Below are 26606 nucleotides of genomic sequence, written 5' to 3'. Positions count from 1 at the left end.
AGCGGACACCTTCACCGCCTGGGGTGGCACCTTCTTGAAGGGCGCACTTTGAAGGGGCGCAAGATGTTTGATCCATGGACGGCGAGCTTAGAGGAAGCGCAAGAGGAAGAGAAAAGGGTATCGGCTGAAGGCACGTCCGGGCCTTGCTCGCCAGTTATGCAATGGGGTGCAGCAAGTCGAATAAGTGAGTGGAAGCAGGCCGTGATAAATGGCGATGGATTTGCGGTTTTGGGGTGTATCCGCGGTTGCGTTACACACGGGCTTGTCGCTCCTGATTGGCTGGCATGTGCTTTTAATCAAAAGTATGACGCAGTGTTGAACTGCAGAGCCGATAGTTGGGATGATCCGAAGTCATTTGGCCCGCCTTATCCCAAGGGGAAACATTTATCGCGCATGGAGCAGGACAGGATTGGTCGCTTCAAGGTCTGGAGCGCGGTAAGTGACACCATCAAACGAGACCCAGACAGGGCTATTGATCGAGGCCTTTTTGATGAGCTCGGGGGCTCGTTAGGATTTGGGGCTACCCGTGCTGAACGGCTCTATTACGAGGCTGTGACCATGGGCTTGGGGAATATCGCCAAATCAAGAAAACTCGCGGGAATACAGAAAAAGCCGCGATAGCCAGAGTTATGCCATGAACCGCACCGACGTGGGGCGGGCTTTCTTGAAAAGGAACGCGCATGGCAACCAAAACCGACGACCCTGCACTGATCACATTCGACGCGCTGCCCGATAGCGCGTTCGTTCAGTCCGCCACCCTGGCGGCGCTTTTCCAGACATCCGGAACAACGATCTGGCGCTGGGCAAAGGACGGCAGACTGCCGAAACCGCGCAAGCTGGGCGGCAACTCGACCCGTTGGAACGTGGGGGAAGTGCGCCAGGCCATCGCCAAGATGGGCGCCTGACATGCGCGCCAACAAAAATGGCCCATACGGCGGCAACCGTTCGACCCTCAGACACACCAGCAGCGAAAAATCTAGCATGCTCAATGAGCGCCCGTGCACGTGCTATCGAGGCCAGGCGCGCGCCACGATCTGCATCGTCTGCCTGCGCTGGCTGAGGCTACGCCGGCACATCGATGACATGCGCGCGTTGGTGTCGTCATGAGCATCCGTGTCATGTCACTAGTCTGGGAGTCTTATCCGGGTGGGGGCTCTGACCTGCTTGCGCTGCTGGCCTTGGCCGACTGGAGCGACGACAACGGCCGGTGCTATCCGTCCATGGCGGCGATTGCACGGAAGACACGTCTCTCACGCTCTCAGTCGCAGCGCGTGGTTCACCAGCTGATCATAGGCGGATTCGTCGCCGTGATCGGAAACGAGTCAGGCGGCGCGCCGGGATCAACCCGCCAATACCGCATCAATCTTTCGATGCTAACGGGTAGCGCCAATGCGACGGGTAGCGCCAATGCACAAGAGGGGTCGCATGGATGCGGCAAGACGGGTAGCACCCATGCGACCCAAACCGTCATAGAACCATCAGGAACCGTCAGTGGTAGTAACTCTGACGAGTTACTTGTCAGCAAGCATGCCGACGCAGCAACACCAGCTGAGCAGGACAAGAAGAAAACCCCACCCTGCCCGCACCAGGAAATCATCGAGGCCTATCACGAAGCCTTGCCGACCTCTCCGCGGATCAGGGACTGGACGAAATCCCGTGCCGCTCACCTGCAGGCCAGATGGCGAGAAGACCCGAAGCGCCAGACTGTGGACTGGTGGCGCCGGCTGTTCGCCTACGTCGCCGAATCCGACTTCCTGACGGGACGGGTGGCGACTGATAGCCGCAAGCCGTTCACTGCCTCGCTCGAGTGGTTGCTGAGGCCCGAGAACTTCGCCAAGGTCCGCGAAGGCCGATACCACGACGGGGGCCAGGCATGAACGCCCATGACCTCAACCAGCCTCCGCACTCCGTCGACGCCGAACAGGCAGTGCTCGGCGGTCTGCTGCTCGACAACGGCGCATGGGACCGCATCGCCGACCTGCTGACGCCGGCGGATTTCTACCTCGCCGACCATCGCCTCATGTTTGAAACCATGCGCGACATGTTCGAGCGCGGCGAACCGGTTGACGTTGTTACCCTTGCGGCTCGAATAGAGGCCCGTGGTGAAGCGCAAAAGGTCGGGTTGGGATACGTGGCCACCTTGTCCACGCAAACGCCCTCAGCGGCCAACATTGTCCGTTATGCCGGAATCGTGACGGAGAAGCGGGCCCGGCGCGATCTGCTCGCAGCTGGTCACCGCATCGCCGGCATGGCGAGCACCGATGGCGGTGATGCCGGCGATGCCATCCAGGAAGCCCAGGCGCTGGTGATGGCACTCACCGAAGGGCGCAGCGCCGGCAGCGAGCCGCAAGCGGTCGACGATCTGCTGCCGGCCGTGCTGCGGAGTATCGACGAACGCTTCCACAAAGCCGGCGAGTTTTCCGGCGTCGCCTCGGGCTATGGCGATCTCGACCGCCTAACCTGCGGCCTGCAGCCGGGCGACCTGGTCATCGTGGCCGGACGCCCAAGCATGGGCAAAACCACATTGGCGGTGAACATCGCCGAGAACGTCGCGGCCGATGGCGGCGTGGCCTTGGTCTTCTCCCTGGAGATGGGCGCCCGCCAACTGGTCGAGCGGTCGGTCTGCCGCTTCGGCGGGATCTCGACCACAGCCGTTCGCAACGGCGACATGCGTCAGGAAGATTTCGAACGCCTGTTGGTTGCGCACAAACGCTTGCAGGGCAAGCGCCTGGTGATCGATGACACACCGTCGACCTCGCCCGCCCGGATGCGTGCCAAGGCGCGCAAGGTCAAACACCGCTATGGCCGGCTCGATTTGGTGGTGATCGACTACCTGCAGCTGATGGCCGGCGATGGCAACACCCGGAGCGAACAGCTCGGGGGACTGACTCGCGCGCTCAAGCTGATGGCCCGTGAGCTGGGGGCCCCTGTCGTCCTGCTGTCGCAGCTGAACCGCGGGCTCGAGCAGCGCACCGACAAGCGCCCGGTGCTCTCCGACCTGCGCGAATCTGGCGCGATCGAACAGGACGCCGACGTTGTGCTGATGGTGCACCGCCCCGACTACTACGACGCCGACAGCCCGCACACGGGACTCGCCGAGGTGCTGATCCGCAAGCAGCGCATGGGGCCGCTCGGCACCGTCACGCTGTGCTTTGAGGGCGAGTTCTCACGATTCCACGACGTCGATCATGACGCACTGCGGGAGGCGAAGGCCCACGCCTATACGGCTAGCAATCCACGTCCTACCCGGCGTAAGGGGGGCTTCGATGACTAAGCGCATTCATGGCACCTCCCTAGGCCGCATCGATGCTGTTCCGCCCTGGTGCTACTGGCGCCCGGGCATGGGCCCGGAAGCTGCCGCACTCGAGGCCGCGAAGGCGCTGGAGATCACTCACCCGCTCGACCTGTTGAACCTGCTGTGGGCGTTGCGTCGGCACGCCAGACAGCACAACAGCCATTCGGCAGCTGCAATGCCGGAAATCCAACCAACCCGCCAAAGGAGCAGCACATGACATCCACGCAACAGAAAAGCACCAACCTGAACGATGACCCGCGATTCTCTTCGGCAACCGCGCTTCTCGAGAAATTGAAAGCCGACTTGATGGCTGTCGAAAAGCAGATCGATGAGAATCTATCGGCCCTCTCTGCGGCATCTGCGGCCCGGCGCAACAGGATCGAGGAACAGGCGCACGCCATGCTTGCCGGGCAGCCTGACGCGGCGCTCAATGCCAGTGTCGAGGCCGCGCGCATCCGGGCAGACATCGAGGCCGCTCAACTCAAGCGCCCGGCCCTGCACCGCGCTATCGAATTGCAGCGCCAAGTTGTCGAACAGCTTCGCGGCGAACTGCACGCAAAAATCTGCCGAGACCTGGCACCGAAACACGTCGGGCTTGTCCGGGAAATCGCGACACGCCTGATCGACCTGGACGCGGCGCTTATGGCCGAGCGTGATCTGCGCGAAGAGATTTTTCATGGCACCGGCCTGCATGGGCTGACACCCATGATGGTCGGCAATCTCGGGCTGTTGCGCGATGAATACAGCGGCTCGGCGTACTACCTGATCGAGTGCGCGAAGATAGGCTACCTCAAGAAGTCCGAACTGCCGGAACACCTGCGCGGCCGCGTGCCGAGCCAGGATCCGGCGCCGACAGTCCAGAAACGGCAGGTCGACCCGGACGGCTGGCTTCACGCAACCGCTTAACCACTCATCACCGGAGGAGAACACCATGAAGGAAAGAGCAGACGATCACGCCGGCCCGAGGGCCACTGATCTGCGGAACTTCAAGCCGTTCCAGGAATGGCTTGGGGAAAGGCGCATGACCTACGCCGAATGGGAGAGACAGCAGCTCAGGCCAATCCAGCGCGCGGATACACAGCCCGGCGTATTGCGCGCCAAGCTCGACCTTGCCGACGCACAGACTCGAAGGCGATGAGTGCAGCCATGCCAAGCCCCGCCCTTGTGGTGGGGTAGGCATGGGAGGGGGGTAGGGGGGGTCGAATCTCTGGGGGTTTTCGGCCTCTAGACCGCGTGCCCTCGCATGCGGGGAAAAAATCCCCCTTTGAGCCTGAAATCAAGTTGAAAGGTGACTGCTATGGTCGACAAGAAGAAGGGCAACGGATGGGGTGGATCGCGCCCTGGCGCTGGGAGAAAGCCCAAGCCGCCGTACGTAACCACTGAGCGCGACCCGCTTGAATTCCTGCTGGGGGTTATGACCGGCGAGATTGCCGCCAATGCCGCCCAGGTAAAAGCCGCGATCGCAGCTGCGCCATACGTTTACCCGAAGAAGGGCGAGAGCGGCAAAAAGGAATCGGCAGCCGATAGCGCGACGAAAGCTTCTGCTGGCGGCAAGTTTGCGCCCGCTAAAGCGCCTGCCAACGTGTTGCCAATGAGGCGGCCGAAGGATGAGGACTGAGTGGCAGTGCGCCGCCGATGCGCTCGCGCTCCGGGGATCTGCGAGGCACCGCCCGTCCCGTGCGCGCTCGGGGGTCCTTCGTTGCTGTTGCCGCAAGGGCGCAACCAAGCTCTCGCGAGGGTATGTCTGAGGGTACCTGGCGTAATATCGCGCCTGAAAATATAGTAAACAAGCGACTGTCAGCGAAGTCTTCTAGTCCCCCTCCCGCACCAAGCCCCCGATTTGCGTCATCGCTCGCATCCGAGGTCGTCGCGGGCGTATCATCTGCGACCGCCTGCCGCGCCGCGGCCGGCCAATCGATACAACCCTACGACAAGCAAAGACATTGAGCCAGCCTCACAGCGTCCCAAATACGCGTGCGCTCGCCCTCGGCGCGCTCGGCGTGGTGTTCGGCGACATCGGCACCAGCCCCCTCTACACGATGAAGGAGGTGTTCGGCGGTCACCACCTCGCCCTGACCCAGGACAATGTGCTCGGCATCCTGTCGCTGATCTTCTGGGCCCTGATCCTGGTCGTGTCGCTCAAGTACGTCCTCGTCATCATGCGTGCGGACAACAAGGGCGAAGGCGGCATACTGGCGCTGCTGTCCCTGGTCCAGGGGCAGGCGCCGCTGCGCTCGAGAGCCCGCTGGATCATCATGTCGCTGGGTTTTCTCGGTGCGTCGCTGTTCTTCGGCGACAGTCTCATCACACCGGCGATCTCGGTGCTGTCGGCGGTCGAGGGGCTCGAGATCGGCGCGCCGGCCTTGCATCCCTTCATCCTTCCGCTCGCCCTCGGCATCCTCGTCGGCCTGTTTGCGATCCAGCGCCGCGGGACGGCAAGCATCGGGCGGCTGTTCGGGCCGATCATGCTGCTCTGGTTCGCGGTCCTCGGCGTGCTCGGTGCGATCGGCATTGCCAAACATCCCCAGGTGCTCGCGGCGCTGCTGCCGATTCATGCGATCCAGTTTTTCATGACCCACGGCACGGCGGGTTTCCTGATCCTCGGTGCGGTGGTCCTCGCGATCACGGGCGCCGAGGCGCTCTATGCGGACATGGGCCATTTCGGCACGCGGCCGATCCGTCTGACGTGGTTCGGCTTCGTGCTGCCGGCGCTGGTCGTCAATTACTTCGGCCAGGGCGCGCTGCTGCTGGCCGAGCCCGCGGCCGTGCGCAATCCGTTCTACATGCTCGCGCCCGACTGGGCCTTGTACCCGATGGTCGCGCTGGCCACGGCGGCGACGGTGATCGCGTCCCAGGCGGTCATCTCGGGCGCCTTCTCGGTCACCCGGCAAGTGGTGCAGATGGGCTACGCTCCGCGGCTCGTGATCCGCCACACGTCGGCGACGGCGGCGGGGCAGATCTATATTCCCTTCGTCAACTGGACGCTGGCGGCCGGCGTCGCGCTGCTCGTGCTCGGCTTTCAAAGCTCGAGCAATCTCGCCGCGGCCTACGGCATCGCCGTGACGGCGACCTTCGCCATCGACACCGTCCTGCTCGCGCTGCTCATGCGCGTCAACTGGAACCTCGGGCGCGCGCCGACGCTGGTCGCAGCGGCGTTGTTTCTGACCCTCGATCTCGCGTTCTTCGGCGCGAATGCGGTGAAGATCCCCGAAGGCGGCTGGTTTCCGCTGGTCGTGGCGGTCGTCGTGTTCACGATCCTCGTGACCTGGAGACGGGGTCGCGAAATCGTCGGCGCGCGCCTGCACGAGCGCGGGCTGCCCCTCGCGCCGTTCGTCGAATCGCTGCTGGCGCATCCTCCGGCGCGGGTCGGGGGCACGGCGGTGTTCATGACGACCGACCCGAGCGGTGTGCCCCTGGCGCTGCTGCACAACCTCAAGCACAACAAGGTTCTGCACGAGCGGGTGGTGATCCTCAACGTCCGTTATGGCGAGGTGCCCTACGTGCCGGCCGAGCACCGGCTCGCGGTGACGAAGCTCGGCGAGGGCGTGTTCCACGTCGTCGTGCGCTACGGTTTCATGGACGACGTCGACATTCCAAAGGCGCTGGCCGAATGCCCTTGCGGCATGGATTTCGACATGATGGATACAACCTTCTTCCTGAGCCGGGAGAACCTGATTCCCGCGCGCGGCGACGGCGGGATGATGGTGTGGCGCGAGCACCTGTTCGCAACGATGGCGCGCAACGCGGCAAGCCCGATGACCTTTTTCCGGATTCCGCCGAACCGCGTCGTCGAGCTCGGCGCGCAGCTCGAGATCTAGGATGCACCACCCGCCGCGCGCCACCGGGGTGCGCAGCGACGGCGCGCCGAGGCTGCCTACGCCGCGCGCAGGCTCCGCCCGCGCGCCCGCTCGATCAGGTCGTCGAGCGAATCGGCGAGCGACCATGCCGGCGTGTACGCCGTCAACGCGCGCAGCTTGTTGATGACGGGCCGCCGATGGCCGACTTCGTCGAAGTCTTCGCCGTAGGCGTCGCGCCAGGAAACGAAGTGCAGGGGCGACTTGCTCTGCGCGCGCGCGACGACGAGTTCGGCGAGCGCGCGGATCGAAATTTCGTCTTCGTTGCCGACGTTCACGGCCTCGCCCCATGCCTCGGGGCAGCCCGCGAGCCGGTCGAGTGCGACGACGACATCGCGCACGTCGCAGAAAGTGCGTGTCTGGTTGCCTTCACCGTGGATCGTGAGCGGCTCGCCGCGGAGCGCCTGCCTGACGAAGGTCGGCACGACCATGCCGTGGTCGCCGGTCTGGTTCGGGCCGATCGTGTTGAACAGGCGCGCGACGACGATCCTGAGCCCGTGCCGCCGGGCGTGGCCGAAGGCGAGGAATTCGTCGGCGACCTTGGCGACCGCGCTGCTCCAGCGCAGGCGACCGGCCGATGGCAGGACGATGTCGTCGGTCTCGCAAAAGCCCTTGGCCGGGTTGAAGCCGTAGATCTCGGCCGACGAGGCGATCACGACCTGGGGGTTCCAGTGGCCGTCGCGCATCGTCGCGAGGATGCGCTCGGTCCCTGTCATGTTCGTCGCCATGACGGCGACCGGGTCGTCGAGCACCTTCTTCACGCCGACGACCGCGGCCATGTGATAGACCCGGTCGGCCCAGCCGATTGCCTCGGCCAGCCCGCTCCAGTGCACGATGTCCGCGTCTGCGAAGCGGAAGGCCGGATGCGTGCGGAACGGTTTCAGATTGGCCATCGATCCCGTGCTCAGGTTGTCGACGACGTAGACCTGGTCGCCCAGGGCCAGATGGTGTTCGGCCAGATGCGAGCCAATGAAGCCGGCACCGCCCGTGATCAAGACATGCATGTTCGCTACCTAACGAGTTTTCGCCGGCTGGCGCCGAGCGCTTAACACCCCCGGCCGCAGGCGGCGGCGCTGGGGCTCGACCAGAGCCCAATGAAAACAGACGCTTGCCGTCTGGTCTTGCGACGTCGCCCCGTTGTGGCCGGGATTCCAGCGGCTTTTCTGCAAGGACCGTACCAAACCCGCCGGCGCGTCGCCGCGCGGGCGGGCCGCCAGTTTTTGCAAGGATCGGCGCGCGTATCGCCGCATCGGTCATTTGCCTGTCGCCGTTTTCTCCTATGGTTAAACAAGCCTTGGCTCCGGCGCGCCAAGTAACCGCGCGAGCGATGCGGGAACGGCGTTTGCTGGCAAGGGTCGAAGGCCTGCGGGCGGCAATCCGGGAGGGATCGGGCCCGCAGGCCGGTGATTTGAGAAAGGGAAAACGCATGGTTTCATCAGTACTTGTGCGCACCGGCGACACGAGGACGTCGGGGCTTTCGACGCGCCCCGTCCATCGGCTGCTGCAGGCGCATCATTCGCGCATGGCCGACGTGCATATGCGCGAACTCTTCGATACCGACCCGCAGCGTTTCGAGCGTTTTTCGCTGCAGGTCGGCGATCTCCTGCTCGACTACTCGAAGAACCGGATCACCGACGAGACGATGGATCTTCTCGTGCGGATGGCCGAGGAGTCGGACGTCGCCGGCTGGCGCGAGCGCATGTTTCGCGGCGACAAGATCAACACGACCGAGAATCGGGCCGTGCTGCACGTCGCGCTGCGCAACCGCAGCAACCGTCCGGTGAACGTCGACGGCGAGGACGTCATGCCCAAGGTCAACGCGGTCATCGAGCGCATGGGCGCCTTCGCCGAGCAGGTCAGAGGCGGAGTCTGGCGCGGCTACAGCGGCGCGCTGATCACCGACGTCGTGAACATCGGCATCGGCGGCTCCGACCTCGGCCCGCAGATGGTCGTGCAGGCGCTCAAGCCCTACCGCCATCCCCGTTTGAAGCTGCACTTCATTTCCAACGTCGACGGCGCCCACGTCAAGGAGACGCTCGAGGCGCTCGACCCCGAGACGACGCTCTTCATCGTCTCGTCGAAGACCTTCACCACCCAGGAGACGATGACCAACGCGCATTACGCGCGCGACTGGTTTCTCGCCCGCGCCGGCGACGTCGCGCATGTCGCACGGCACTTTGTCGCGGTGTCGACCAATCGCGACGCGGTCACGGCCTTCGGCATCGACGCCGCCAACATGTTCGAATTCTGGGACTGGGTCGGTGGGCGCTATTCGCTGTGGTCGGCGATCGGCCTGTCGATCGTCCTCGCCGTCGGCGCCGAGCGCTTCCTCGAACTGCTCGAAGGCGCGCACGAGATGGATGAGCATTTCCGCCACGCGCCGCTGCGGCAGAACATGCCCGTGATCCTGGCGCTGCTGGGCATCTGGTACAACAATTTCTTCGGCGCCGAGTCTCACGCGATCCTGCCTTACGACCATTATTTGCGCAGCCTGCCCGCCTATCTCGAGCAGGCCGACATGGAATCGAACGGGAAGTCGGTCGACCGCGACGGACGCGTCGTCGACTACCCGACCGGGCAGATCATCTGGGGCGCGACCGGCATCAACGGGCAGCATGCCTTCTACCAGTTGCTGCACCAGGGCACGAAGATGATTCCGGCCGACTTCATCGTGTCGATCACGCCGCATACCGAACTGCAGGAGCACCACGACATCCTGATCGCCAATTTCCTCGCGCAGACCGAGGCGCTCATGCGCGGGCGCACGCGCGAGGAGACGCTGGAGGAAATGGGTCGCAGCCCCGGCGACCCGTCGGTCCAGCACCGCGTGTTCGAGGGCAATCATCCGAGCAACGCGATCCTGCTGAAGAAGCTGACGCCGCACACGTTGGGCATGTTGATCGCGCTGTACGAACACAAGATCTTCGTCGAGGGCGTAATCTGGAACCTCAACTCCTACGACCAGTGGGGGGTGGAACTCGGCAAGCAGCTCGCAGGGCGGATCCTGCCGGAGCTGCACGCCGACGCGCCCGTCGCGGGACACGACGCCTCGACCAACGCGCTGATCAACCACTACCGTCGCATGACGCAGCCGCATCCCGGGCTCTGAGCGGCATGGAGTGGATCGCAGGCGACATCGGAGGAACGAAGAGCTGGCTCGTGTGGATCGGGCCGCCTGGCGACGGCCTGCACCCGCGCTTCGAGCGCGTCTACCCGAGCGCCGACTTCGTCTCGGCCGAAGCCCTGCTGCGGCAGTTTCTCGCCGACTCGGGGATACAGGGACGGCCCGACGGCCTGATCCTGGCCGTCGCCGGCCCGTCGCAGGCCGAGCACGTCAAGCTCACCAACCTCGACTGGTGGATCGACGCGGCCGAGCTCCAGCTCGCGCTCGGCATTCCCCAGGTCCACATCGTCAACGATTTCGAGGCTGCCGCCGCGGGACTCGCGACCCTGGTGCCGGCCGACTACGTCGAGATCAACCCGGGGCAGCCCGACCCGCTCGGCGTGCGCGCGATCACGGGCGCCGGGACCGGGCTCGGCCTGGCCTTCCTCGTCCATGACCCGGCAGGGCGGGAAACGAGCTACCCGACCGAAGGCGGCCACGTCGACTTTGCGCCCGCCAACGCCATGCAGGATCGGCTGCTGAAGCGACTGCGCAAGCAATACGGTCACGTCTCCTGGGAGCGCGTCGTCTCCGGGTCGGCGATGTCCGAGCTCTATGCATTCTGCTGCGTCGAACTTGGCACCACGCCGTGCTCGGCGTCGTGCGACGGCGCCTGCCTCGTCGCTGCGGCGGCGGCGGACGACATCGCGGCCGAGGCTGCGCTCGATCTCTTTGTCGACCTCTACGGCGCCTGGGTCGGCAACGTCGCCTTGCTCTACCGTCCGCGCGGCGGGCTCTACATCGCCGGCGGCGTCAGCGCGCACCTGCAGAAGCGCATCGCGGCGCCGCGCTTCATGGCCGCGGCGCTCGACAAGGGGCGCATGCGTCGCGTCGTCGAAAGCACACCGATATTTCTGATCACGAGCCCGCGGCTCGGCGTGCAGGGCGCGCTGGCCCTGCGCGAAGCCGCGGCGCACAGCCGGCGCGACCGCCGGACCCATGAACGATAAAGCCAGGGAGGAGCAGCAGATGACGATTTCGAAGGACGATCAAGCCCGTCTCTACCGTTATTACACCGAGCCGACGCTGGTGACCGAACTCACCCGCAAGACGCTCGCGCTGGTGCTGGCGGGGGGCGAGGGATCGCGCCTGAAAGATCTGACAGCCTGGCGCGCGAAGCCGGCCGTGCCGATCGGCGGCAAATACCGCATCATCGACTTCCCGCTGTCGAACTGCGTCAACTCCGGCATCCGCCGCATCGGTGTGCTCACGCAGTACAAGTCGCATTCGCTGATCCGCCATCTGCAGCGCGCCTGGGGGCTCATGCGCACCGAGGTCGGCGAGTTCGTCGAGATCCTGCCGGCGCAGCAGCGCACGCACAAGAAGGAGTGGTACCAGGGCACGGCCGACGCGCTGTTCCAGAATCTCGACATCATGCAGCGCCACCACCCGGAATACGTGCTGGTGCTCGGCGGCGACCACGTGTACACGATGGACTACACGCAGATGCTGCTCTATCACGTGCAGACCGGTGCCGACGTCACGGTCGGCAGCGTCGAGGTGCCCGTTGCCGAGGCGGCCGCCTTCGGCGTGATGTCGGTCGACGAATCGCTGCGCATCACCGAGTTCAACGAGAAGCCCCGCGAGCCCGACAGCATGCCCGGCAAGCCTGGAACCGCGCTGGTGTCGATGGGGATATACGTCTTCTCGAAGGATTTTCTCTACAAGGCCCTGATCGAGGACGCGGGCGCGACGCGCTCGTCGCACGATTTCGGCAAGGACATCATTCCGAGCAGCATCAGCCGCGCCCGCATCATGGCGTTTCCGTTTCGCGACCGCGAGGGCAAGCCGGGCTACTGGCGCGACGTCGGCGCGCTCAATTGCTACTGGCAGACCAACATGGATCTCTGCTCGATCGAGCCGGCGCTCAATCTCTACGACTGCGAATGGCCGATCTGGACCTACCAGCCGCAATACCCGCCGGCCAAGTTCATCTTCGACGACGAGGGTCGACGCGGCGAAGCGATCGACTCGCTGGTCGCCGGGGGCTGCGTGCTGTCCGGTGCGCGGGTCAAGCGCTCGGTCCTGTTCTTCGCGACCACGGTCGGCTGCTCCAGCCTCGTCAAGGACAGCGTGATCCTGCCCAAGGTGAGGATCGGGCGGAACTGCCGCATCAGTTGCGCGATCATCGACAAGGGCACGGTCATCCCCGACGGCACGGTCATCGGCGAAGACCCGGTCGAAGACGCCAAGCGCTTTCACGTCACGCCCGAAGGCATCGTGCTGGTGACGCCCCGCATGCTCGGGCAGAACATCTACGCCCGCTGGGAAGACGAATACGATGGCTAAAACGCTCAACGTCGTGCTGTGCTGGCACATGCATCAGCCGTATTACCGCGAAGGGCTCTCCGGCGCCTATCACCTGCCCTGGGTCTATCTGCACGGGATCAAGGACTACAGCGACATGGCTGCGCACCTCGAGCGCCATCCGAAGATGCGTGCCGTCGTGAATTTTGCCCCGGTCCTGCTCGAGCAGCTCGACGACTACGCGCACCAGCTCGAACGTCTGCTGAAGCACGGAACGCCGACCCAGGACCGGATGCTGAACCTGCTCGCCGGCGTCGAGCCCGTCCCGACCGACCTCGACGGCCGGCTGCGCGTGGTCCAGGACTGTCAGCGCTGCCACGCACCACGCATGATCGACCCTTACCCGCCGTTCCGCGCCCTGCTCGACATGATCGGCGCGACCGACGCCGGGGACGGCGCGGCGTCCGGCCTGCACTGGCACCTCGGCTATCTCTCCGAGCAGTATTTTCTCGATCTCTTGACCTGGTATCACCTCGCCTGGCTCGGGCATTCGCTGCGCGCGTTGCCGCTCGTGCAGCGCCTGATGGTCGAGGAAAGGGACTTCTCCGAAGCCGACCGCCGCGAACTCCTGCGCCTGATCCAGCACTGCATGGCCGGCCTGATTCCGCGCTACCGTGCGCTCGCGGAAAGAGGGCAGGTCGAACTGTCGATGACGCCCTATGGGCACCCGATCCTGCCCTTGCTCAATGACTTCGCCAACATGCGCGACGCGCTGCCAGACGCCCCCGCTCCCGAGGCAACGGCCTATCCGGGCGGCGCCGAGCGCGCGCAGTGGCACCTGCAGCGCGGTATCGAGGTGTTCGAGCACTATTTCGGCAGACGGCCTTCGGGCGTATGGCTGTCGGAAGGCGGGGTGAGCGAGGACGCGCTGGCGCAGCTCGACGAATTCGGCTTCACCTGGACCGCGTCGGGGGAGGGCGTGTGGCGCCATAGTTGCATCAAGTCGGGCGCGTCCGAAGAAGACATCCAGACCAAGCGCACGCTGTTCGCGCCGGCGCAGGTCGACGGCTTCAAGCCGCGCGTGTTTTTCCGCGACGATGGCTTGTCGGATCTGATCGGTTTCAAGTACAGCGACTGGCACGCCGACGATGCCATCGGCGACTTCGTCCACCATCTCGAGAATATCGCGACCTACCTCGGCAAGGAGGCCAAGCATCATGTCGTGTCGATCATTCTCGACGGCGAAAACGCGTGGGAGTACTACCCGGACAACGGCCACCATTTTCTCGAAGGGCTCTATGGCGCGCTGTCGCGCCATCGCACGCTCGACGTCAGCACCTTCGCCGAGCAGGCCGAAGCGGCCACCAGCCAGCCGATGAAGCAGCTCGCCGCGGGCAGCTGGGTCTACGGCAGCTTCTCGACCTGGATCGGCTCGGAGGACAAGAACCGCGGCTGGGACTATCTCGTGGCGGCGAAGCGCGCCTACGACCACGCGGTGATGAACAACGATCTCGACGCCGAGGCGCTCGCGCTGGCGACGCGGCAACTCGCCGTGTGCGAAGGGTCGGACTGGTTCTGGTGGTTCGGCGACTACAACCCGGCGAGCAGCGTCAGCGACTTCGAACAGCTCTACCGCACGCAGCTGCGCGAACTGTATCGCCTGATCGGGGTGGCGGCGCCGTCCGAACTCGACCAGACGTTGTCGACCGGCGGCGGCTGGGCCGACAACGCCGGCACCATGCGCCGCAACGTCGGCTGAGCCCCAACCGGAGAACCGCTCCCATGAACTTTTCCGAGCGCCGCGCCGGCATCCTGCTGCATCCGACCTCGCTGCCTTCGGGCACCTTCGCGGACGCCGAGCGCTGGCTGGATTTCCTGCACGATGCCGGGTTCGGCGTCTGGCAGATGCTGCCGCTTGGCCTGCCGCTGACCGGCCTGTCGCCTTACCAGTGCGCTTCGGCTTTCGCGGTCGATCCCGCGCTTTTTCCGGGCGACACCGCCGACCCCGCCGGCTTCGAGGAATGGCACCACCGGCAGCGTCACTGGATCGACGACTATGCGCGCTTCACGGTGATCAAGGCGGCGCAGGGCGGTGCCGCGTGGACCGACTGGCCGCCGCCGCTGCGCGACCGCGAGCCGGCGGCGCTCGCCGAATTCGAGCGTGCGCACGCCGACGCCCTGCGCACGGTCATGCATGACCAGTACCGCGCCGCGCAGGCCGGGCGGAAGATTCGCGCCGCGGCTGCGGCGCGCGGCATCCGGCTGTTCGGTGACATGCCGATCTTCGTCGCGCACGACAGCGCCGACGTCTGGGCGCAGCGCCACCTCTTCCTGCTCGACGGCGTCGGTCATCCGACCGTCGTCGCAGGTGTGCCGCCCGATTATTTTTCCGAGACCGGGCAGCGCTGGGGCAACCCCCACTACGACTGGGACGCGATGCAGGCCGACGGCTTCGCCTGGTGGCGTGCGCGGCTGCGCGACCATTTCGAATGGTTCGATCTCGTGCGCATCGATCATTTCCGCGGGCTCGCGGCCGCCTGGGCCGTGCCGGCGAGCGAGCCGACCGCGGTGCACGGCGAATGGCGCCCGGCGCCGGGGGCGGCGCTACTGCAGGCGATGCGCGACGAGATGGCGGGCGAGCGAGGCGGCGGGCGCGACGATGCGGGCCTGCCGCTGGTCGCCGAAGACCTCGGCACCATCACGCCCGACGTCATCGCCTTGCGCCATCAATTTGGCCTTCCCGGCATGGCCGTGTTGCAATTCGCCTTCGATGCCCACACTGACAACCCGCACAAACCCGAGAACGTGCATCCCGACACGGTCTACTACACCGGCACGCACGACAACGACACGACGCTGGGATGGTGGATGTCCTTGCCGGACGACGCCCGCGCGCAGGTGGTCGCGCGGCTCGGCGTCGACGAGGCCGGCGCGGTGCTCGACGCGATGATCGCGACCGTGCTCGGCAGCGCGGCCGCGCTCTCCGTGCTGCCGATGCAGGATGTGCTGCGGCTCGACAATTCGGCGCGCATGAACACGCCGGGCCGCGAGCAGGGCAACTGGACCTGGCGCTTCGGCTGGGACGCGCTGCCCGACGGTCTCGCCGCGCGCCTGCGCGAACAACTCCAGGCGGTCGATCGATGCGCAAGCTAGTCGAGGCCACGCAGGCCGGCAGTGAAGCGTCCGTGGCGCTCGCGCCGAGCGCGCCGATCCAGCGTCTGCAGGCCGGCCTGCACCACGATCCCTTCGAGGTGCTCGGCGTGCACGTCCAGCCCGACGGCAGCAAGCTCGTCCGCGCCTTCCTGCCCGCCGCCGAGGCGGTCGAAGTCGCCGGCGTGCGCATGACGCGCGTGCCCGGCACCGATTGTTTCGAGCGTCTATTGCCGCCCGGGACGGCGCTCGAAGCGCATCCGCTGCTGACCTGGCAGGACAAGCGCAGCGGCGCCTGGCAGCGCCTGCGCTCGCCCTACAGCTTCGCGCCGCAACTCGGCGAGATGGATTTGTATCTGTTCGGCGAGGGTCGCCATTTCGAGATCTGGAAGGTGCTCGGTGCGCGCGTGAAGACCGTCGACGGCGTCACCGGCTGTCTGTTCGCGGTGTGGGCGCCGGCCGTGCTGCGCGTCAGCGTCGTCGGCGACTTCAACGACTGGGACGGCCGGCGCCATCCGATGCGCTGTCGCGGCGTCTCGGGGGTCTGGGAGCTGTTCATCCCCGGGCTGGAGGCGGGGCACGCCTACAAATACGAAATCCTCGGCCGCCACGGCGAGCGCGTGACCAAGACCGATCCCTACGCGCGGCAGATGTTCCTGCGCCCCGAAACGACCAGCCGCGTGCCCGACGAGCGCCCCTACGCCTGGGGCGACGCCGAGTGGCTTGCCGCGCGCACGCGCTTCGACTGGCAGCACCGGCCGATGAGCGTCTACGAAGTCCATCCCGGTTCGTGGCGCCGCCGCGCCGACGGCAGCTTCTACAGCTGGCGCGAACTCACGGCCGAGCTGATTCCCTATGTGCGCGATCTGGGCTACACCCACATCGAATTGCTGCCGGTCGCCGAGCATCCGTTCGACGCCTCGTGGGGCTACCAGGTCTCGGGTTACTACGCAGCGACGGCGCGCTTCGGCTCGCCCGACGACCTGCGCGCCTTCGTCGACGCGTGCCACCAGGCCGGGCTCGGCGTGCTGCTCGACTGGGTGCCGGGGCATTTCCCCAAGGACGATTTCGCGCTCGCCCGCTTCACCGGCGAGCCGCTCTATGAACATGCCGACCCGCGCCGCGGCGAGCATCAGGACTGGGGCACGCTGGTCTTCGATTTCGGCCGCAATGAGGTGCGCAATTTCCTCGTCGCCAATGCGCTCTACTGGCTCGAGGAGTTTCACATCGACGGTCTCAGGGTCGATGCGGTCGCGTCGATGCTCTACCTCGACTATTCGCGGCGCCACGGCGAATGGCTGCCGAACCAGCACGGCGGACGCGAGAACCTCGAGGCGATCCATTTCCTGCACGAGGTCAACGCCGAGGTCCACGCGCGTTTTCCGGGGGCGATCACGATCGCTGAGGAGTCGACGGCGTGGCCGGCGGTGTCGCGGCCGATCGAGCTCGGCGGCCTCGGCTTCTCGATGAAATGGAACATGGGGTGGATGAACGACACGCTCGACTACATCGAGAAGGAGCCGGTCTACCGCAAGTATCAGCATAACCAGCTGACCTTCAGCCAGATGTACGCGTGGAGCGAGAATTTCGTGCTGCCGCTGTCGCACGACGAGGTCGTGCACCTGAAGAAAAGCCTGCTCGACAAGATGCCGGGCGACCGCTGGCAGCGCTTCGCCAATCTGCGTCTGCTCTACGCCTGGCAGTATGCGCATCCGGGCAAGAAGCTGCTCTTCATGGGCGGCGAATTCGGCCAGTGGAACGAGTGGCGCGAAGCGGGACAGCTCGACTGGGTCCTGCTCGGCTTTCCCGAGCACGACGGCATCCGCGCGCTGCTGCGCGACCTCAACCGGCTCTACCGCGACGAGGCGGCGCTGCACTTCTGGGATTTCGACCCGCGCGGCTTCCGCTGGATCGACTGTCACGACGCCGACCAGTCGGTGCTGAGCCTCGTCCGCGAGGGACCCGACGGCGCGCCGCCGATCGTCGTCCTGCTCAATTTCACGCCGGTGCCGCGGCACGGCTATCGCATCGGCGTGCCCCGCGCGGGCGCGTGGTGCGAGGTGCTGAACAGCGATTCGATGTACTACGGCGGCAGCAACCTCGGCAACGGCAAGCCCTTGTATCCCGCCGCCGTGCCTTGGATGGGCTTCGGGCAGTCGATCGAAGTGACGCTGCCGCCGCTCGGGGCGATTTTCCTCAAGCCCTGTCCCTGAAGGGGACGCAGATGGATTCGACAAGAACGACGGGAAATAACAATGAAACGCGGAGCAATGAAGGTGCTGTTCGTCGCGAGCGAGGCCTTTCCCCTGGTCAAGACGGGCGGACTCGGCGACGTCCTGCACGGACTTCCCCAGGCCTTGCACGGCCTCGGCGTCGGCGTCCGACTCCTGCTGCCCGGCTATCGTACGCTCCTGCGCCAGCTCGACCAGGTGCGGATAGTCGCCTGGTTCGACGTGCGCGGGGCGGAGGGGCCGGTCGCCGCGCGCGTGCTCGAGACGCGTCATCCGGGGTTCGATTTCCCGCTGTGGATCGTCGATTGCCCGCCGCTGTTCGATCGCCCGGGCAATCCTTACGTCGACGTCACGGGCTATGACTGGCCCGACAATGCCGAGCGTTTCGCGGTGTTCGCGCGCGTCGCCGCGCTGCTCGCACAGGATGCCCACGAGGCCGGCTGGCTGCCGGACGTCGTGCACACCCACGACTGGCAGACCGGACTCGTGCCGGCTTTCCTCGCCGACCTGCCGGCACGTCCGCGGACGGTGTTCACGATCCACAACCTCGCCTACGGCGGCCACTTCCCGCACGGCGACTTCCTGCGCCTGCAACTGCCGGCGCATTGGTGGTCGCACGAGGGCGTCGAGTTTCACGGCGGCTTTTCGATGCTGAAGGCGGGCATCGTCTACGCCGACGCGGTCACCACCGTAAGCCCGACCTATGCCGAGGAAATCTGCACGCCGGCCTTCGGCTACGGACTCGACGGCCTGCTGCGCTCGCGCCGCCACAAGCTGCACGGAATTCTCAACGGCATCGATAGCGCGACCTGGGACCCGGCTGACGACCCGCATCTACGCGCGCGCTACACCGCGGGACGCATTCTGCCGGGCAAGCGGCGCGACAAGCAGGCGCTGCTCGAACGTTTTCTGCCGGCGGCCGACGAAGCCGCGCTGCAGGCGCCGCTCGTCGGCCTGGTCGGCCGCCTCGTCGAGCAGAAGGGCATCGACTGGGTGCTCGCGGCGATGCCGCTGCTGCTCGCCGAAACCGATGCGCGTTTCGTGTTGCTCGGCAGCGGCCAGGCCGCCTACGAGCAGAGGCTCACCCGGCTGGCCCGCCAGCACCCGACGCGCGTCTTCGTCGAGATCGGCTACGACGAGGCGCTGGCGCACCAGATCGAGGCCGGCGCCGACATGTTCCTGATGCCGTCGCGCTTCGAACCCTGCGGCCTGAACCAGATGTACAGCCTGCGTTACGGCACCTTGCCGATCGTGTTCAAGACGGGCGGCCTCGCCGACACCATCGTCGACACCAACGAAGCGAGCCTGGCGGACGGCAGCGCGAATGGCTTCGTCTTCGACACGCCGGACGTGGCGCATTTCGTCGACGCGGTCCGCCGCGCGCTTGCCCTCTACCGTCAGCCCTCGCTGTGGCGCCGCGTGCAGCAGACCGGAATGCGCCTGTCCTTCGACTGGCGGGAAAGCGCCGGCCACTACCTCGCGCTCTACGCGGCCGATTCCGCCGGAGAACCCGATGTCTGAGCCGAATGCCGATTTCGTTCCCCTGCTCGCGCTCGAGCCGCTGCCGACGAGCGGCCGGGTCCTCACGCAGGACCTCGAGCGCTACCAGTTCTACCATCTCGGGCGCCTGCCCTCCTGTCCGCCGATCTACACCTACAAGGCGCTCGCCTGGGCGCTGCGCGACCGCCTGATGTCGGACTGGATGAACACCTACACGACCCGCGACCGGCCGGGCCGGCGCCGCGCCTACTATCTATCGCTCGAGTTCCTGATCGGGCGCGCACTCGCCAATCACGTGCTCAACCTCGGGCTCGACGCGGAATCGCGCGAGGCCCTGCACAACTTCGGCCAGACCCTCGAGGACATCGCCGAACTCGAGCCCGACGCCGGACTCGGTAACGGCGGCCTCGGACGGCTCGCGGCCTGCTTCATGGACAGCTGCGCGACGCTCAACCTGCCGGTCATGGGCTACGGCCTGCACTACCAGTACGGCATGTTCCACCAGCACATCGAAAACGGCTACCAGGTCGAGGATCCCGACAACTGGCTGCGCGACGGCAACCCCTGGGAAGTCGAGCGCTCCGAATTCACCTGCCGCGTCCAGTTCGGCGGCCACACCGAGCACTATCACGACAAGGCCGGCATCCACCGCGCGCGCTGGGCCGATACCAGCGACGTGCTCGCGGTGCCGTTCGACATGCCGATCTCGGGCTACCGCAACCGCGTCGTCAACACGCTGCGGCTGTGGAAGGCGGCGGCAACCGACGCTTTCGACCTCGACGAATTCAACGCCGGCAGTTATTCGGAAGCCGTCGCGGCGAAGAACCTCGCCGAGCACATCTCGATGGTGCTCTACCCGAACGACGCGAGCGAGAACGGCAAGGAGCTGCGCCTGCGTCAGCAATATTTCCTCGCGTCGGCGAGCCTGCAGGACGCGCTGCGGCAGTGGCGCGTCGCAGGCAACAGCGATTTATCGAAGTTCGCGGAACACAACGTGTTCCAGATGAACGACACCCACCCGACGATCGCGGTCGCCGAGCTGATGCGTCTGCTGCTCGACATCATGGGCATGCAGTGGGACGAGGCCTGGGCGATCACCTCGCAGTGCATGGCCTACACCAACCATACGCTCCTGCCCGAAGCGCTCGAGCGCTGGCCGGTCGAGCTGTTCGAGCGGCTGCTTCCGCGCCCGCTCGAGATCATCTACGAGATCAACGCGCGCTTCCTGCGCGAGGTCGCGGTCAAGTGGCCCGGCGACATGGAGCGCCGCCGGCGCATGTCGATCATCGAAGAGGAACCGGTGCGGCAGGTGCGCATGGCCTGGCTCGCGATCGTCGGCAGCTTCTCGGTCAACGGCGTCGCCGCGCTGCACTCGCGCCTGCTGCAGGAGGGGCTGTTCCGCGACTTCGTCGAGCTGTGGCCCGACAAGTTCAACAACAAGACCAACGGTGTCACGCCGCGCCGCTGGCTCGCCCACGCCAACCCGGGGCTCGGCAAGCTCGTCAGCGCGCGCATCGGCGAGGGCTGGATCGCCGAGCTCGCGCAGCTTGAGAAGCTCAAGGCCGCGGCCGACGAGCCCGCGCTGCAGGCCGAGTGGCGGGCCGTCAAGCGTGCCAACAAGGAACGGCTCGCGGCGCTCGTCAAGGCCGAGTGCGGCGTCGATTTCAATCCCGACGCGCTGTTTGACGTCCAGGTCAAGCGCATCCACGAATACAAGCGCCAGCTCCTCAACGTGCTGCACATCGTCCACCTGTACAACCGGCTCAACCATGGGGAGCTCGACGGCTGGGCCGACCGCTGCGTGCTGATCGGCGGCAAGGCCGCGCCGGGCTACGCCATGGCCAAGCGCATCATCAAGCTCGTCAACAGCGTCGCCGAGGTCGTCAACAGCGATCCCGACATCAATGGCCGCCTCCACGTCGCCTTCCTGCCCAACTACCGTGTCAGCAGCATGGAAATCATCGCCCCGGCGACCGATCTGTCGGAGCAGATTTCCACCGCCGGCAAGGAGGCCTCGGGCACCGGCAACATGAAGTTCATGATGAACGGCGCGGTGACGATCGGCACCTACGACGGCGCGAACATCGAGATCCTCGAAGCGGTCGGCGCCGAGAATTTCTTCCTGTTCGGCCTGCGTGCCGACGAGGTCGAGGCCCTGCGTCCGCACTATCAGCCGCAGGCCTACGTCGACAAGGATCCCGCGCTGCGCGCCGTCATCGACCTGCTCGCGTCGGGTCACTTCAACCTGTGCGAGCCCGGCATCTTCGACGACATCGTCGATGCGCTGCTGAGTCCGCAGGACCCTTGGATGGTGCTCGCTGATTTCCGTAGCTACGTCGACGCGCAGGAACGCGTCGCGCAGGCCTGGCAGGATCCGGCGCGCTGGGCGCGGATGAGCATTCTCAATACGGCGTCGAGCGGATTTTTCTCGACCGACCGCACGATGCAGGAATACAACGCGGATATCTGGAAGCTGAAGCCGTTCGCGGCGGAAGGGCGGCACGCGAGCGCCGGCACCGCCGTATAAGTCCTAGGCAGCCTGGACCGGGATCGTCTGGCGCGTGTCGACGATGGCGTTGGCGGCGTCGACGTAGACGAGTTCGGGCGCGTAGCGCGCCATCTCGAGTTCGTTGTACGTCGCATAGGTGGCGATGATGACGAGGTCGCCGGGATTCGCCTTGTGCGCCGCGGCGCCGTTCACCGAGATGACGCCCGACCCGCGCGCCGCGCGGATGGCATAGGTGGTGAAGCGCTCGCCGTTGCTGACGTTGTAGATCTGGATCTGCTCGTACTCGTGGATATTGGCCGCTTCGAGCAGCGACTCGTCGATGGCGCACGAGCCTTCGTAATGCAGCTCGGAATGCGTGACGGTCGCGCGATGCAGCTTGGACTTGAGCATCGTTCTTTGCATGACGGTGCCCTCACAATCACAAAAAGGAGCGACATTATACCCTTCGGGGGGAAGGGGCCAAAGGGCGGCGCCTGTGACGCTCAGGCGGCGATGCCGGCTGCGGACGTGACTTCGAGGTTGTCGATGAGGCGGGTCTGCCCGAGCCAGGCTGCCGCGAGCACGACCAGCGCCTCGGTCTCCTGCGTCGCGGTCTTCAGACTTTCTGCGTCCCGGATTTCGACATAGTCGACGCGCCATCCGGCGCCCGTCAGACGCTGCCGCGCGGCCGCCGCGAGGGCGGCGAAATTCCGTGCGCCACCGTCGATCGCAGCGACGATCGCGGCGAGTTCGCGCTGCAGTTGCGGTGCCTGCGCGCGTTCGGCGGCGCTCAGATAGCCGTTGCGCGAGCTCATCGCGAGGCCGTCGGGGTCGCGCAGCGTCGCCCCGGCCACGATGTCGATCGGCAGGTTGAACTGCCGCACCATTTCCCGGACGACCAGGAGCTGCTGGTAATCCTTGCGGCCGAACACCGCGACCTGCGGGCGAACCAGATTGAAGAGCTTGAGCACGACGGTCGCCACGCCAGCGAAGTGTCCGGGTCGAAACGCGCCGCAGAGATCCTCGGCGAGCGCGGCGGGAACGTCGACCCTGAACGTCTGCGCGACCGGATAGAGCGCGCTCGTGTCCGGCGCGAAGACGAGGTCGCAGCCCGCTTCGGCGAGTTTGTCGCAGTCGGCGGCGAGCGTGCGCGGATAGCGTTCGAAGTCCTCGCCGGCGCCGAACTGCAGCGGGTTGACGAAGATGCTCGCGACGACCGGGCCGCCGTGCCGCTTCGCGAGTTCGACGAGCGAGACGTGGCCGGCGTGGAGGTTGCCCATCGTCGGCACGAATGCGCTGCGGTCCGCTTCCGAAAGCGCCGCGCGCAGGTCGGCGACGGTATGGACGACCTGCATCAGAACGCGTGTTCGGCGGCGGGGAAGCTGCCGTCCTTGACTGCCGCGACGTAGGCGCGCACGGCGGCGTCGACGCTGCCGGCGCCGGCGAGAAAATTCTTCGAGAACTTCGGCGCGCGCGGATAGAGGCCGAGCATGTCGTAGGACACGAGGACCTGTCCCGCGCAGTCGGCACCGGCCCCGATGCCGATGGTTGGCATCGACAGCGCCGCGGTGACGGTCTTCGCCAGCGCCGCAGGCACCATTTCGAGCACGATCAGTCCCGCACCGGCTGCCTCGAGCGCGCGGGCGTCGGCGACGAGCTGTGCGGCGTCGCCGTCCTCGCGCCCCTGCACCCGGTAGCCGCCGAGCTGGTTGACCGACTGCGGCAGAAGCCCGAGGTGGGCGCACACCGGAATGCCGCGCGCGGCAAGAAACGCGACCGTGTCGACCATGACCGCACCGCCTTCGAGCTTGATCATGTGCGCGCCGGCCGCCATCAGGCGCGCGGCCGCCGTGTAGGCGCGCTCCGGCGACGGCTGGTAGCTGCCGAAAGGCAGGTCGGCGACGATGAAGGCGCGCGTCGTTCCGGCCGCGACGCAGCGCGTGTGATACGCCATTTCGGCCAGTTTGACGGGCAGCGTCGAGGCGTGGCCCTGGATCACCATGCCGAGCGAATCGCCGACGAGCAGGACGTCGACGCCGGCGGCGTCGAACACGCGCGCGAAGCTCGCGTCGTAGCACGTGAGCACGGCGATCTTCTCGCCCTTCTGCCGCAGCGCTTTTAGCGTCGAGAGCGTCACCGGCATGTCACGCGGCCCGGCTGAAGAACTCGCGCGGTCCGCGCATCTTGTTCATGCGTTCGAGCAGCAGCTCGAAATCGGCCTCGTTCTGCGCGAAGTTGAGGTGGCTGGTGTTGACGATCAGAAGCGGCGCCGCGTCGTAGCGATGGAAGAATTCGCTGTAGCTGTTGGCGAGCCGCTCCAGATACGCCGCGTCCATGCCGCGCTCGAAATCGATCCCGCGGCGACGGACGCGCTCGTGCAGCGTCTCCGTCGGCGCCTGCAGGTAGATCACGAGATCGGGCGTCGCCGCCTGCGGCGCGAGGTCGGCGTAGACCTTCTGGTAGAGCTCGAACTCGTCGTCGTCGAGATTCAGGCGCGCGAACAGCATGTCCTTGTCGATCAGGAAGTCCGACACCGTTCCGCTGCGGAACAGGTCGCCCTGGCCAAGATCACGCAACTGGCGCGAGCGGTCGAACAGGAAATGCAGCTGCGTCGGCAGCGCGTAACGGCGCGGTTCCTGATAGAAGCGCGGCAGGAAAGGGTTGTCGCCCGCGTTCTCGAGCAGCAGGTCGGCGCCGAGACGTTCGGCCAGCTTGTGCGTGAGACTGGTCTTGCCGGCGCCGATCGGGCCTTCGACGACGATGTAACGGTAGCGGGATGACGTCATGCGTGAGCGGCGGCAGGGGAAGGGGGAAGCAGGGCGACGTTCTGCCCGCTCGCTGCGGCAAGCCAGTCCTCCGCCGGCCCGCGTCCGGGAATCACGGTCTGTGCGGCGATTTCGAGCAGTGGCAGGAGCACGAACGCGCGTTCGTGCATGCGCGGATGTGGCAGCGTCAGGCCGTCTTCGTGGAAGCGTGCGCTGCCGTATAGCAGCAGGTCGAGGTCGAGCGTGCGCGGCGCGTTGCGGAAACTGCGCTCGCGCCCGTGGCGTTGTTCGATGTCGAGCAGCGCGGCGAGCAGCGCGCGCGGTGCGAGGCCGGTTTCGACCTGCGCCACGGCGTTGATGAAGTCGGGCTGGTCGACGTAGCCGACCGGGGACGAGGCGTACAGGCTGGAGCGCGCAAGCAGGCGCGTCGCGGGCAGGCGGTCGAGCTCGGCCAGCGCATATTCGACCTGTGCCGCCGGGTCGTTGAGGTTGGCGCCGAGGCCGATGGTGGCGACGACCTTCATGCCGGTTGCGTCTCGCGCGCGCCTTCCTCGCCGGGCTTCCTGCGCTTGCGGCGCCGCCGCGGCTTGGCGGCCGTGTCGGCGAGGAGCATTCCGGCGCGTGCGTCGTCGTCGACCTCCTGGAAGCGCGTCCACCATTCCCCGAGCTCGCTCGGGACCTCGCCCGCTTCGGCGCGCAGCAGCAGGAAGTCGTAGGCGGCGCGGAAGCGCGGATGTTCGAGCAGGCGGAACGGCCGCTGCCCGCCGCGCTGCTCGAAGCGCGGCTGCAGCGCCCAGATTTCCTTCATCATGCCGTCGTAGCGGCGCGGGATGGCGAGCTGGCCGCGCTGCGCGTCGAGCACCTCGTCCATCGCGACGAACAAGGCCGGCTGCGGTTTTTCGCCGGCCGCTTCGAGCGCTTTCCAGCGCTTGACGACCTGGGGCCACAACAGGGTCCCGAACAGGAAGGCCGGCGACGACGGGCGGTCGGACTGGATGCGCGCGTCGGTGCTCTTCAGCGCCGCGGTGATGAAACGCTCGCCGGTCGTGTCGTCGAGTATGGTGTCGAGCAGCGGCAGCATGCCGTGGTGCAGCCCCTCGGCGCGTAACTGGTGGACGCCGCGCAGCGCGTGGCCCGAGAGCAACAGTTTGAGCGCCTCGTCGAAGATGCGCGCACGCGGGATGTTGGCGAGCAGGGGGGCCAGCGTGGCGACCGGCTTGCGCGTCTCGGGATCGATGTGGAAGTCGAGCTTGGCCGCAAAGCGTGCGGCGCGCAGCATGCGAACCGGGTCTTCGCGGTAGCGCGTCTCGGGATCCCCGATCATGCGCAGCACCCGCTTCTTGCAGTCGCCGACGCCGCCGAAATAGTCGTGCACCTCTTCGCGCGCGGGGTCGTAGTAGAGCGCGTTGATCGTGAAGTCGCGGCGCGCCGCGTCGTCCGCCATGCTGCCGAACACGTTGTCCGACAGCAGGCGCCCGTGCTCGTCGGTCAGGCGCCTCGACGCAGCCGGCGCATCGTCGCCGTGCGCGTCTTCGTCTTCGGCCTCCTTCTGGCCGTTGGCGCGGAAGGTCGTGACTTCGATCGTCTCGCGCCCGCACATGACGTGCACGATCTGGAAGCGGCGGCCGATGATGCGCGAGCGGCGGAACAGCCGGCGCACCTCTTCCGGCGTCGCGTCGGTCGCGACGTCGAAGTCCTTCGGCGTGCCGCCGAGCAGGAGATCGCGCACCGCGCCGCCGACCAGGTAGCCTTTGAACCCCGCCTGGGCCAGGGTTTCGCACACCTTGAGGGCGCAATCGTCGAGCTGTTCGCGCCGGATGCCGTGCATTTTCAGAGGCAGGATTTTCGCCTCGCTGCGTGAGGCGCGCGAGGTGCGGCCAAATACTTTGTTGATGATGCGGCGGATCATTGAG

General features: G+C 66.3%; 24 protein-coding genes. 17 read left to right on the top strand and 7 right to left on the bottom strand.

The window, feature by feature from the left end; translation table 11 throughout:
* Positions 1 to 63: 63 nt before the first annotated feature.
* The 9 genes from TBD_RS14885 to TBD_RS10365 all read left to right on the top strand — a co-directional run bounded on the left by TBD_RS14885 (position 64) and on the right by TBD_RS10365 (position 7113).
* Positions 64 to 621 carry a hypothetical protein gene (locus tag TBD_RS14885; protein WP_148203046.1) on the top strand — a complete coding sequence of 186 codons (558 nt, stop codon included), beginning with the start codon at positions 64 to 66 and terminating at the stop codon, positions 619 to 621.
* A gap of 59 nt (positions 622 to 680) precedes the next feature.
* Positions 681 to 905, top strand: coding sequence for a helix-turn-helix transcriptional regulator (locus TBD_RS10395; RefSeq protein WP_011312582.1), 225 nt, complete (start codon positions 681 to 683; stop codon positions 903 to 905).
* Between the two features lie 198 nt (positions 906 to 1103).
* Positions 1104 to 1877, top strand: coding sequence for a helix-turn-helix domain-containing protein (locus tag TBD_RS14335; RefSeq protein ID WP_011312581.1), 774 nt, complete (start codon positions 1104 to 1106; stop codon positions 1875 to 1877).
* Positions 1874 to 3274: a replicative DNA helicase gene (gene dnaB / locus TBD_RS10385; RefSeq protein WP_011312580.1), complete on the top strand. Its 1401-nt coding sequence runs from the start codon at positions 1874 to 1876 to the stop codon at positions 3272 to 3274. Before TBD_RS14335 ends, dnaB begins: the two co-directional genes overlap by 4 nt.
* A complete protein-coding gene (locus TBD_RS14880; RefSeq protein WP_148203045.1) occupies positions 3267 to 3512 on the top strand; it encodes a hypothetical protein in 246 nt (81 codons plus the stop codon). The genes dnaB and TBD_RS14880 overlap by 8 nt, the downstream gene beginning before the upstream one ends.
* Entirely contained in the window at positions 3509 to 4201 is a 693-nt protein-coding gene (locus TBD_RS10380; RefSeq protein WP_011312579.1) for a hypothetical protein, read from the top strand. Before TBD_RS14880 ends, TBD_RS10380 begins: the two co-directional genes overlap by 4 nt.
* Before the next feature lie 25 nt (positions 4202 to 4226).
* Positions 4227 to 4433, top strand: coding sequence for a hypothetical protein (locus tag TBD_RS10375; protein WP_041432694.1), 207 nt, complete (start codon positions 4227 to 4229; stop codon positions 4431 to 4433).
* Between the two features lie 159 nt (positions 4434 to 4592).
* Positions 4593 to 4913 carry a hypothetical protein gene (locus TBD_RS10370; protein ID WP_049750248.1) on the top strand — a complete coding sequence of 107 codons (321 nt, stop codon included), beginning with the start codon at positions 4593 to 4595 and terminating at the stop codon, positions 4911 to 4913.
* 325 nt (positions 4914 to 5238) lie between these two features.
* Entirely contained in the window at positions 5239 to 7113 is a 1875-nt protein-coding gene (locus TBD_RS10365; protein ID WP_011312577.1) for a potassium transporter Kup, read from the top strand.
* Positions 7114 to 7169: 56 nt separating this feature from the next.
* Here the strand turns inward: TBD_RS10365 and TBD_RS10360 are convergent, their stop codons facing one another.
* A complete protein-coding gene (locus TBD_RS10360; protein ID WP_011312576.1) occupies positions 7170 to 8153 on the bottom strand; it encodes an NAD-dependent epimerase/dehydratase family protein in 984 nt (327 codons plus the stop codon).
* A 422-nt stretch (positions 8154 to 8575) separates the two neighbouring features.
* Between TBD_RS10360 and pgi the strand changes: the two genes are divergently transcribed.
* Genes pgi through TBD_RS10320 form a run of 8 tightly spaced genes read left to right on the top strand, consistent with a single transcriptional unit; the run spans position 8576 to position 21967 of the window.
* Entirely contained in the window at positions 8576 to 10258 is a 1683-nt protein-coding gene (pgi, locus tag TBD_RS10355) for a glucose-6-phosphate isomerase (protein ID WP_011312575.1), read from the top strand.
* Positions 10259 to 10263: 5 nt separating this feature from the next.
* The gene (locus TBD_RS10350; protein ID WP_011312574.1) at positions 10264 to 11262 is read left to right on the top strand and encodes a glucokinase; all 999 of its coding nucleotides are present in this window, start codon (positions 10264 to 10266) and stop codon (positions 11260 to 11262) included.
* Between the two features lie 19 nt (positions 11263 to 11281).
* On the top strand, positions 11282 to 12601 hold the full coding sequence (glgC, locus tag TBD_RS10345; RefSeq protein WP_011312573.1) for a glucose-1-phosphate adenylyltransferase: 1320 nt from the start codon (positions 11282 to 11284) through the stop codon (positions 12599 to 12601).
* Complete coding sequence (locus TBD_RS10340) at positions 12594 to 14318, top strand: glycoside hydrolase family 57 protein (protein ID WP_011312572.1); 1725 nt, start codon at positions 12594 to 12596, stop codon at positions 14316 to 14318. Before glgC ends, TBD_RS10340 begins: the two co-directional genes overlap by 8 nt.
* Before the next feature lie 23 nt (positions 14319 to 14341).
* On the top strand, positions 14342 to 15712 hold the full coding sequence (gene malQ / locus TBD_RS10335) for a 4-alpha-glucanotransferase (RefSeq protein WP_011312571.1): 1371 nt from the start codon (positions 14342 to 14344) through the stop codon (positions 15710 to 15712).
* Positions 15700 to 17922, top strand: coding sequence for a 1,4-alpha-glucan branching protein GlgB (gene glgB, locus TBD_RS10330; RefSeq protein ID WP_011312570.1), 2223 nt, complete (start codon positions 15700 to 15702; stop codon positions 17920 to 17922). Before malQ ends, glgB begins: the two co-directional genes overlap by 13 nt.
* A 42-nt stretch (positions 17923 to 17964) precedes the next feature.
* Positions 17965 to 19461, top strand: a complete 1497-nt coding sequence (gene glgA, locus TBD_RS10325) for a glycogen synthase GlgA (RefSeq protein ID WP_011312569.1) — start codon at positions 17965 to 17967, stop codon at positions 19459 to 19461.
* Positions 19454 to 21967: a glycogen/starch/alpha-glucan phosphorylase gene (locus TBD_RS10320; protein WP_011312568.1), complete on the top strand. Its 2514-nt coding sequence runs from the start codon at positions 19454 to 19456 to the stop codon at positions 21965 to 21967. Before glgA ends, TBD_RS10320 begins: the two co-directional genes overlap by 8 nt.
* Positions 21968 to 21970: 3 nt before the next feature.
* Here the strand turns inward: TBD_RS10320 and panD are convergent, their stop codons facing one another.
* The 6 genes from panD to pcnB form a co-directional block, all read right to left on the bottom strand.
* A complete protein-coding gene (gene panD, locus TBD_RS10315) occupies positions 21971 to 22351 on the bottom strand; it encodes an aspartate 1-decarboxylase (protein ID WP_011312567.1) in 381 nt (126 codons plus the stop codon).
* An 80-nt stretch (positions 22352 to 22431) separates the two neighbouring features.
* On the bottom strand, positions 22432 to 23283 hold the full coding sequence (gene panC / locus TBD_RS10310; RefSeq protein WP_011312566.1) for a pantoate--beta-alanine ligase: 852 nt from the start codon (positions 23281 to 23283) through the stop codon (positions 22432 to 22434).
* Complete coding sequence (panB, locus tag TBD_RS10305; RefSeq protein ID WP_011312565.1) at positions 23283 to 24071, bottom strand: 3-methyl-2-oxobutanoate hydroxymethyltransferase; 789 nt, start codon at positions 24069 to 24071, stop codon at positions 23283 to 23285. Before panB ends, panC begins: the two co-directional genes overlap by 1 nt.
* Before the next feature lies 1 nt (position 24072).
* Positions 24073 to 24714 carry a deoxynucleoside kinase gene (locus tag TBD_RS10300; protein WP_011312564.1) on the bottom strand — a complete coding sequence of 214 codons (642 nt, stop codon included), beginning with the start codon at positions 24712 to 24714 and terminating at the stop codon, positions 24073 to 24075.
* On the bottom strand, positions 24711 to 25217 hold the full coding sequence (gene folK / locus TBD_RS10295) for a 2-amino-4-hydroxy-6-hydroxymethyldihydropteridine diphosphokinase (protein ID WP_011312563.1): 507 nt from the start codon (positions 25215 to 25217) through the stop codon (positions 24711 to 24713). Before folK ends, TBD_RS10300 begins: the two co-directional genes overlap by 4 nt.
* Complete coding sequence (pcnB, locus tag TBD_RS10290) at positions 25214 to 26602, bottom strand: polynucleotide adenylyltransferase PcnB (RefSeq protein WP_011312562.1); 1389 nt, start codon at positions 26600 to 26602, stop codon at positions 25214 to 25216. Before pcnB ends, folK begins: the two co-directional genes overlap by 4 nt.
* Positions 26603 to 26606: the final 4 nt, after the last annotated feature.

It is taken from the genome of Thiobacillus denitrificans ATCC 25259 (assembly GCF_000012745.1).
In the GTDB taxonomy this organism is placed as follows: Bacteria; Pseudomonadota; Gammaproteobacteria; order Burkholderiales; family Thiobacillaceae; genus Thiobacillus; species Thiobacillus denitrificans_B.
Note: the sequence above shows the minus strand (reverse complement) of the source record. Positions and strands in the feature narration are given on the sequence as shown.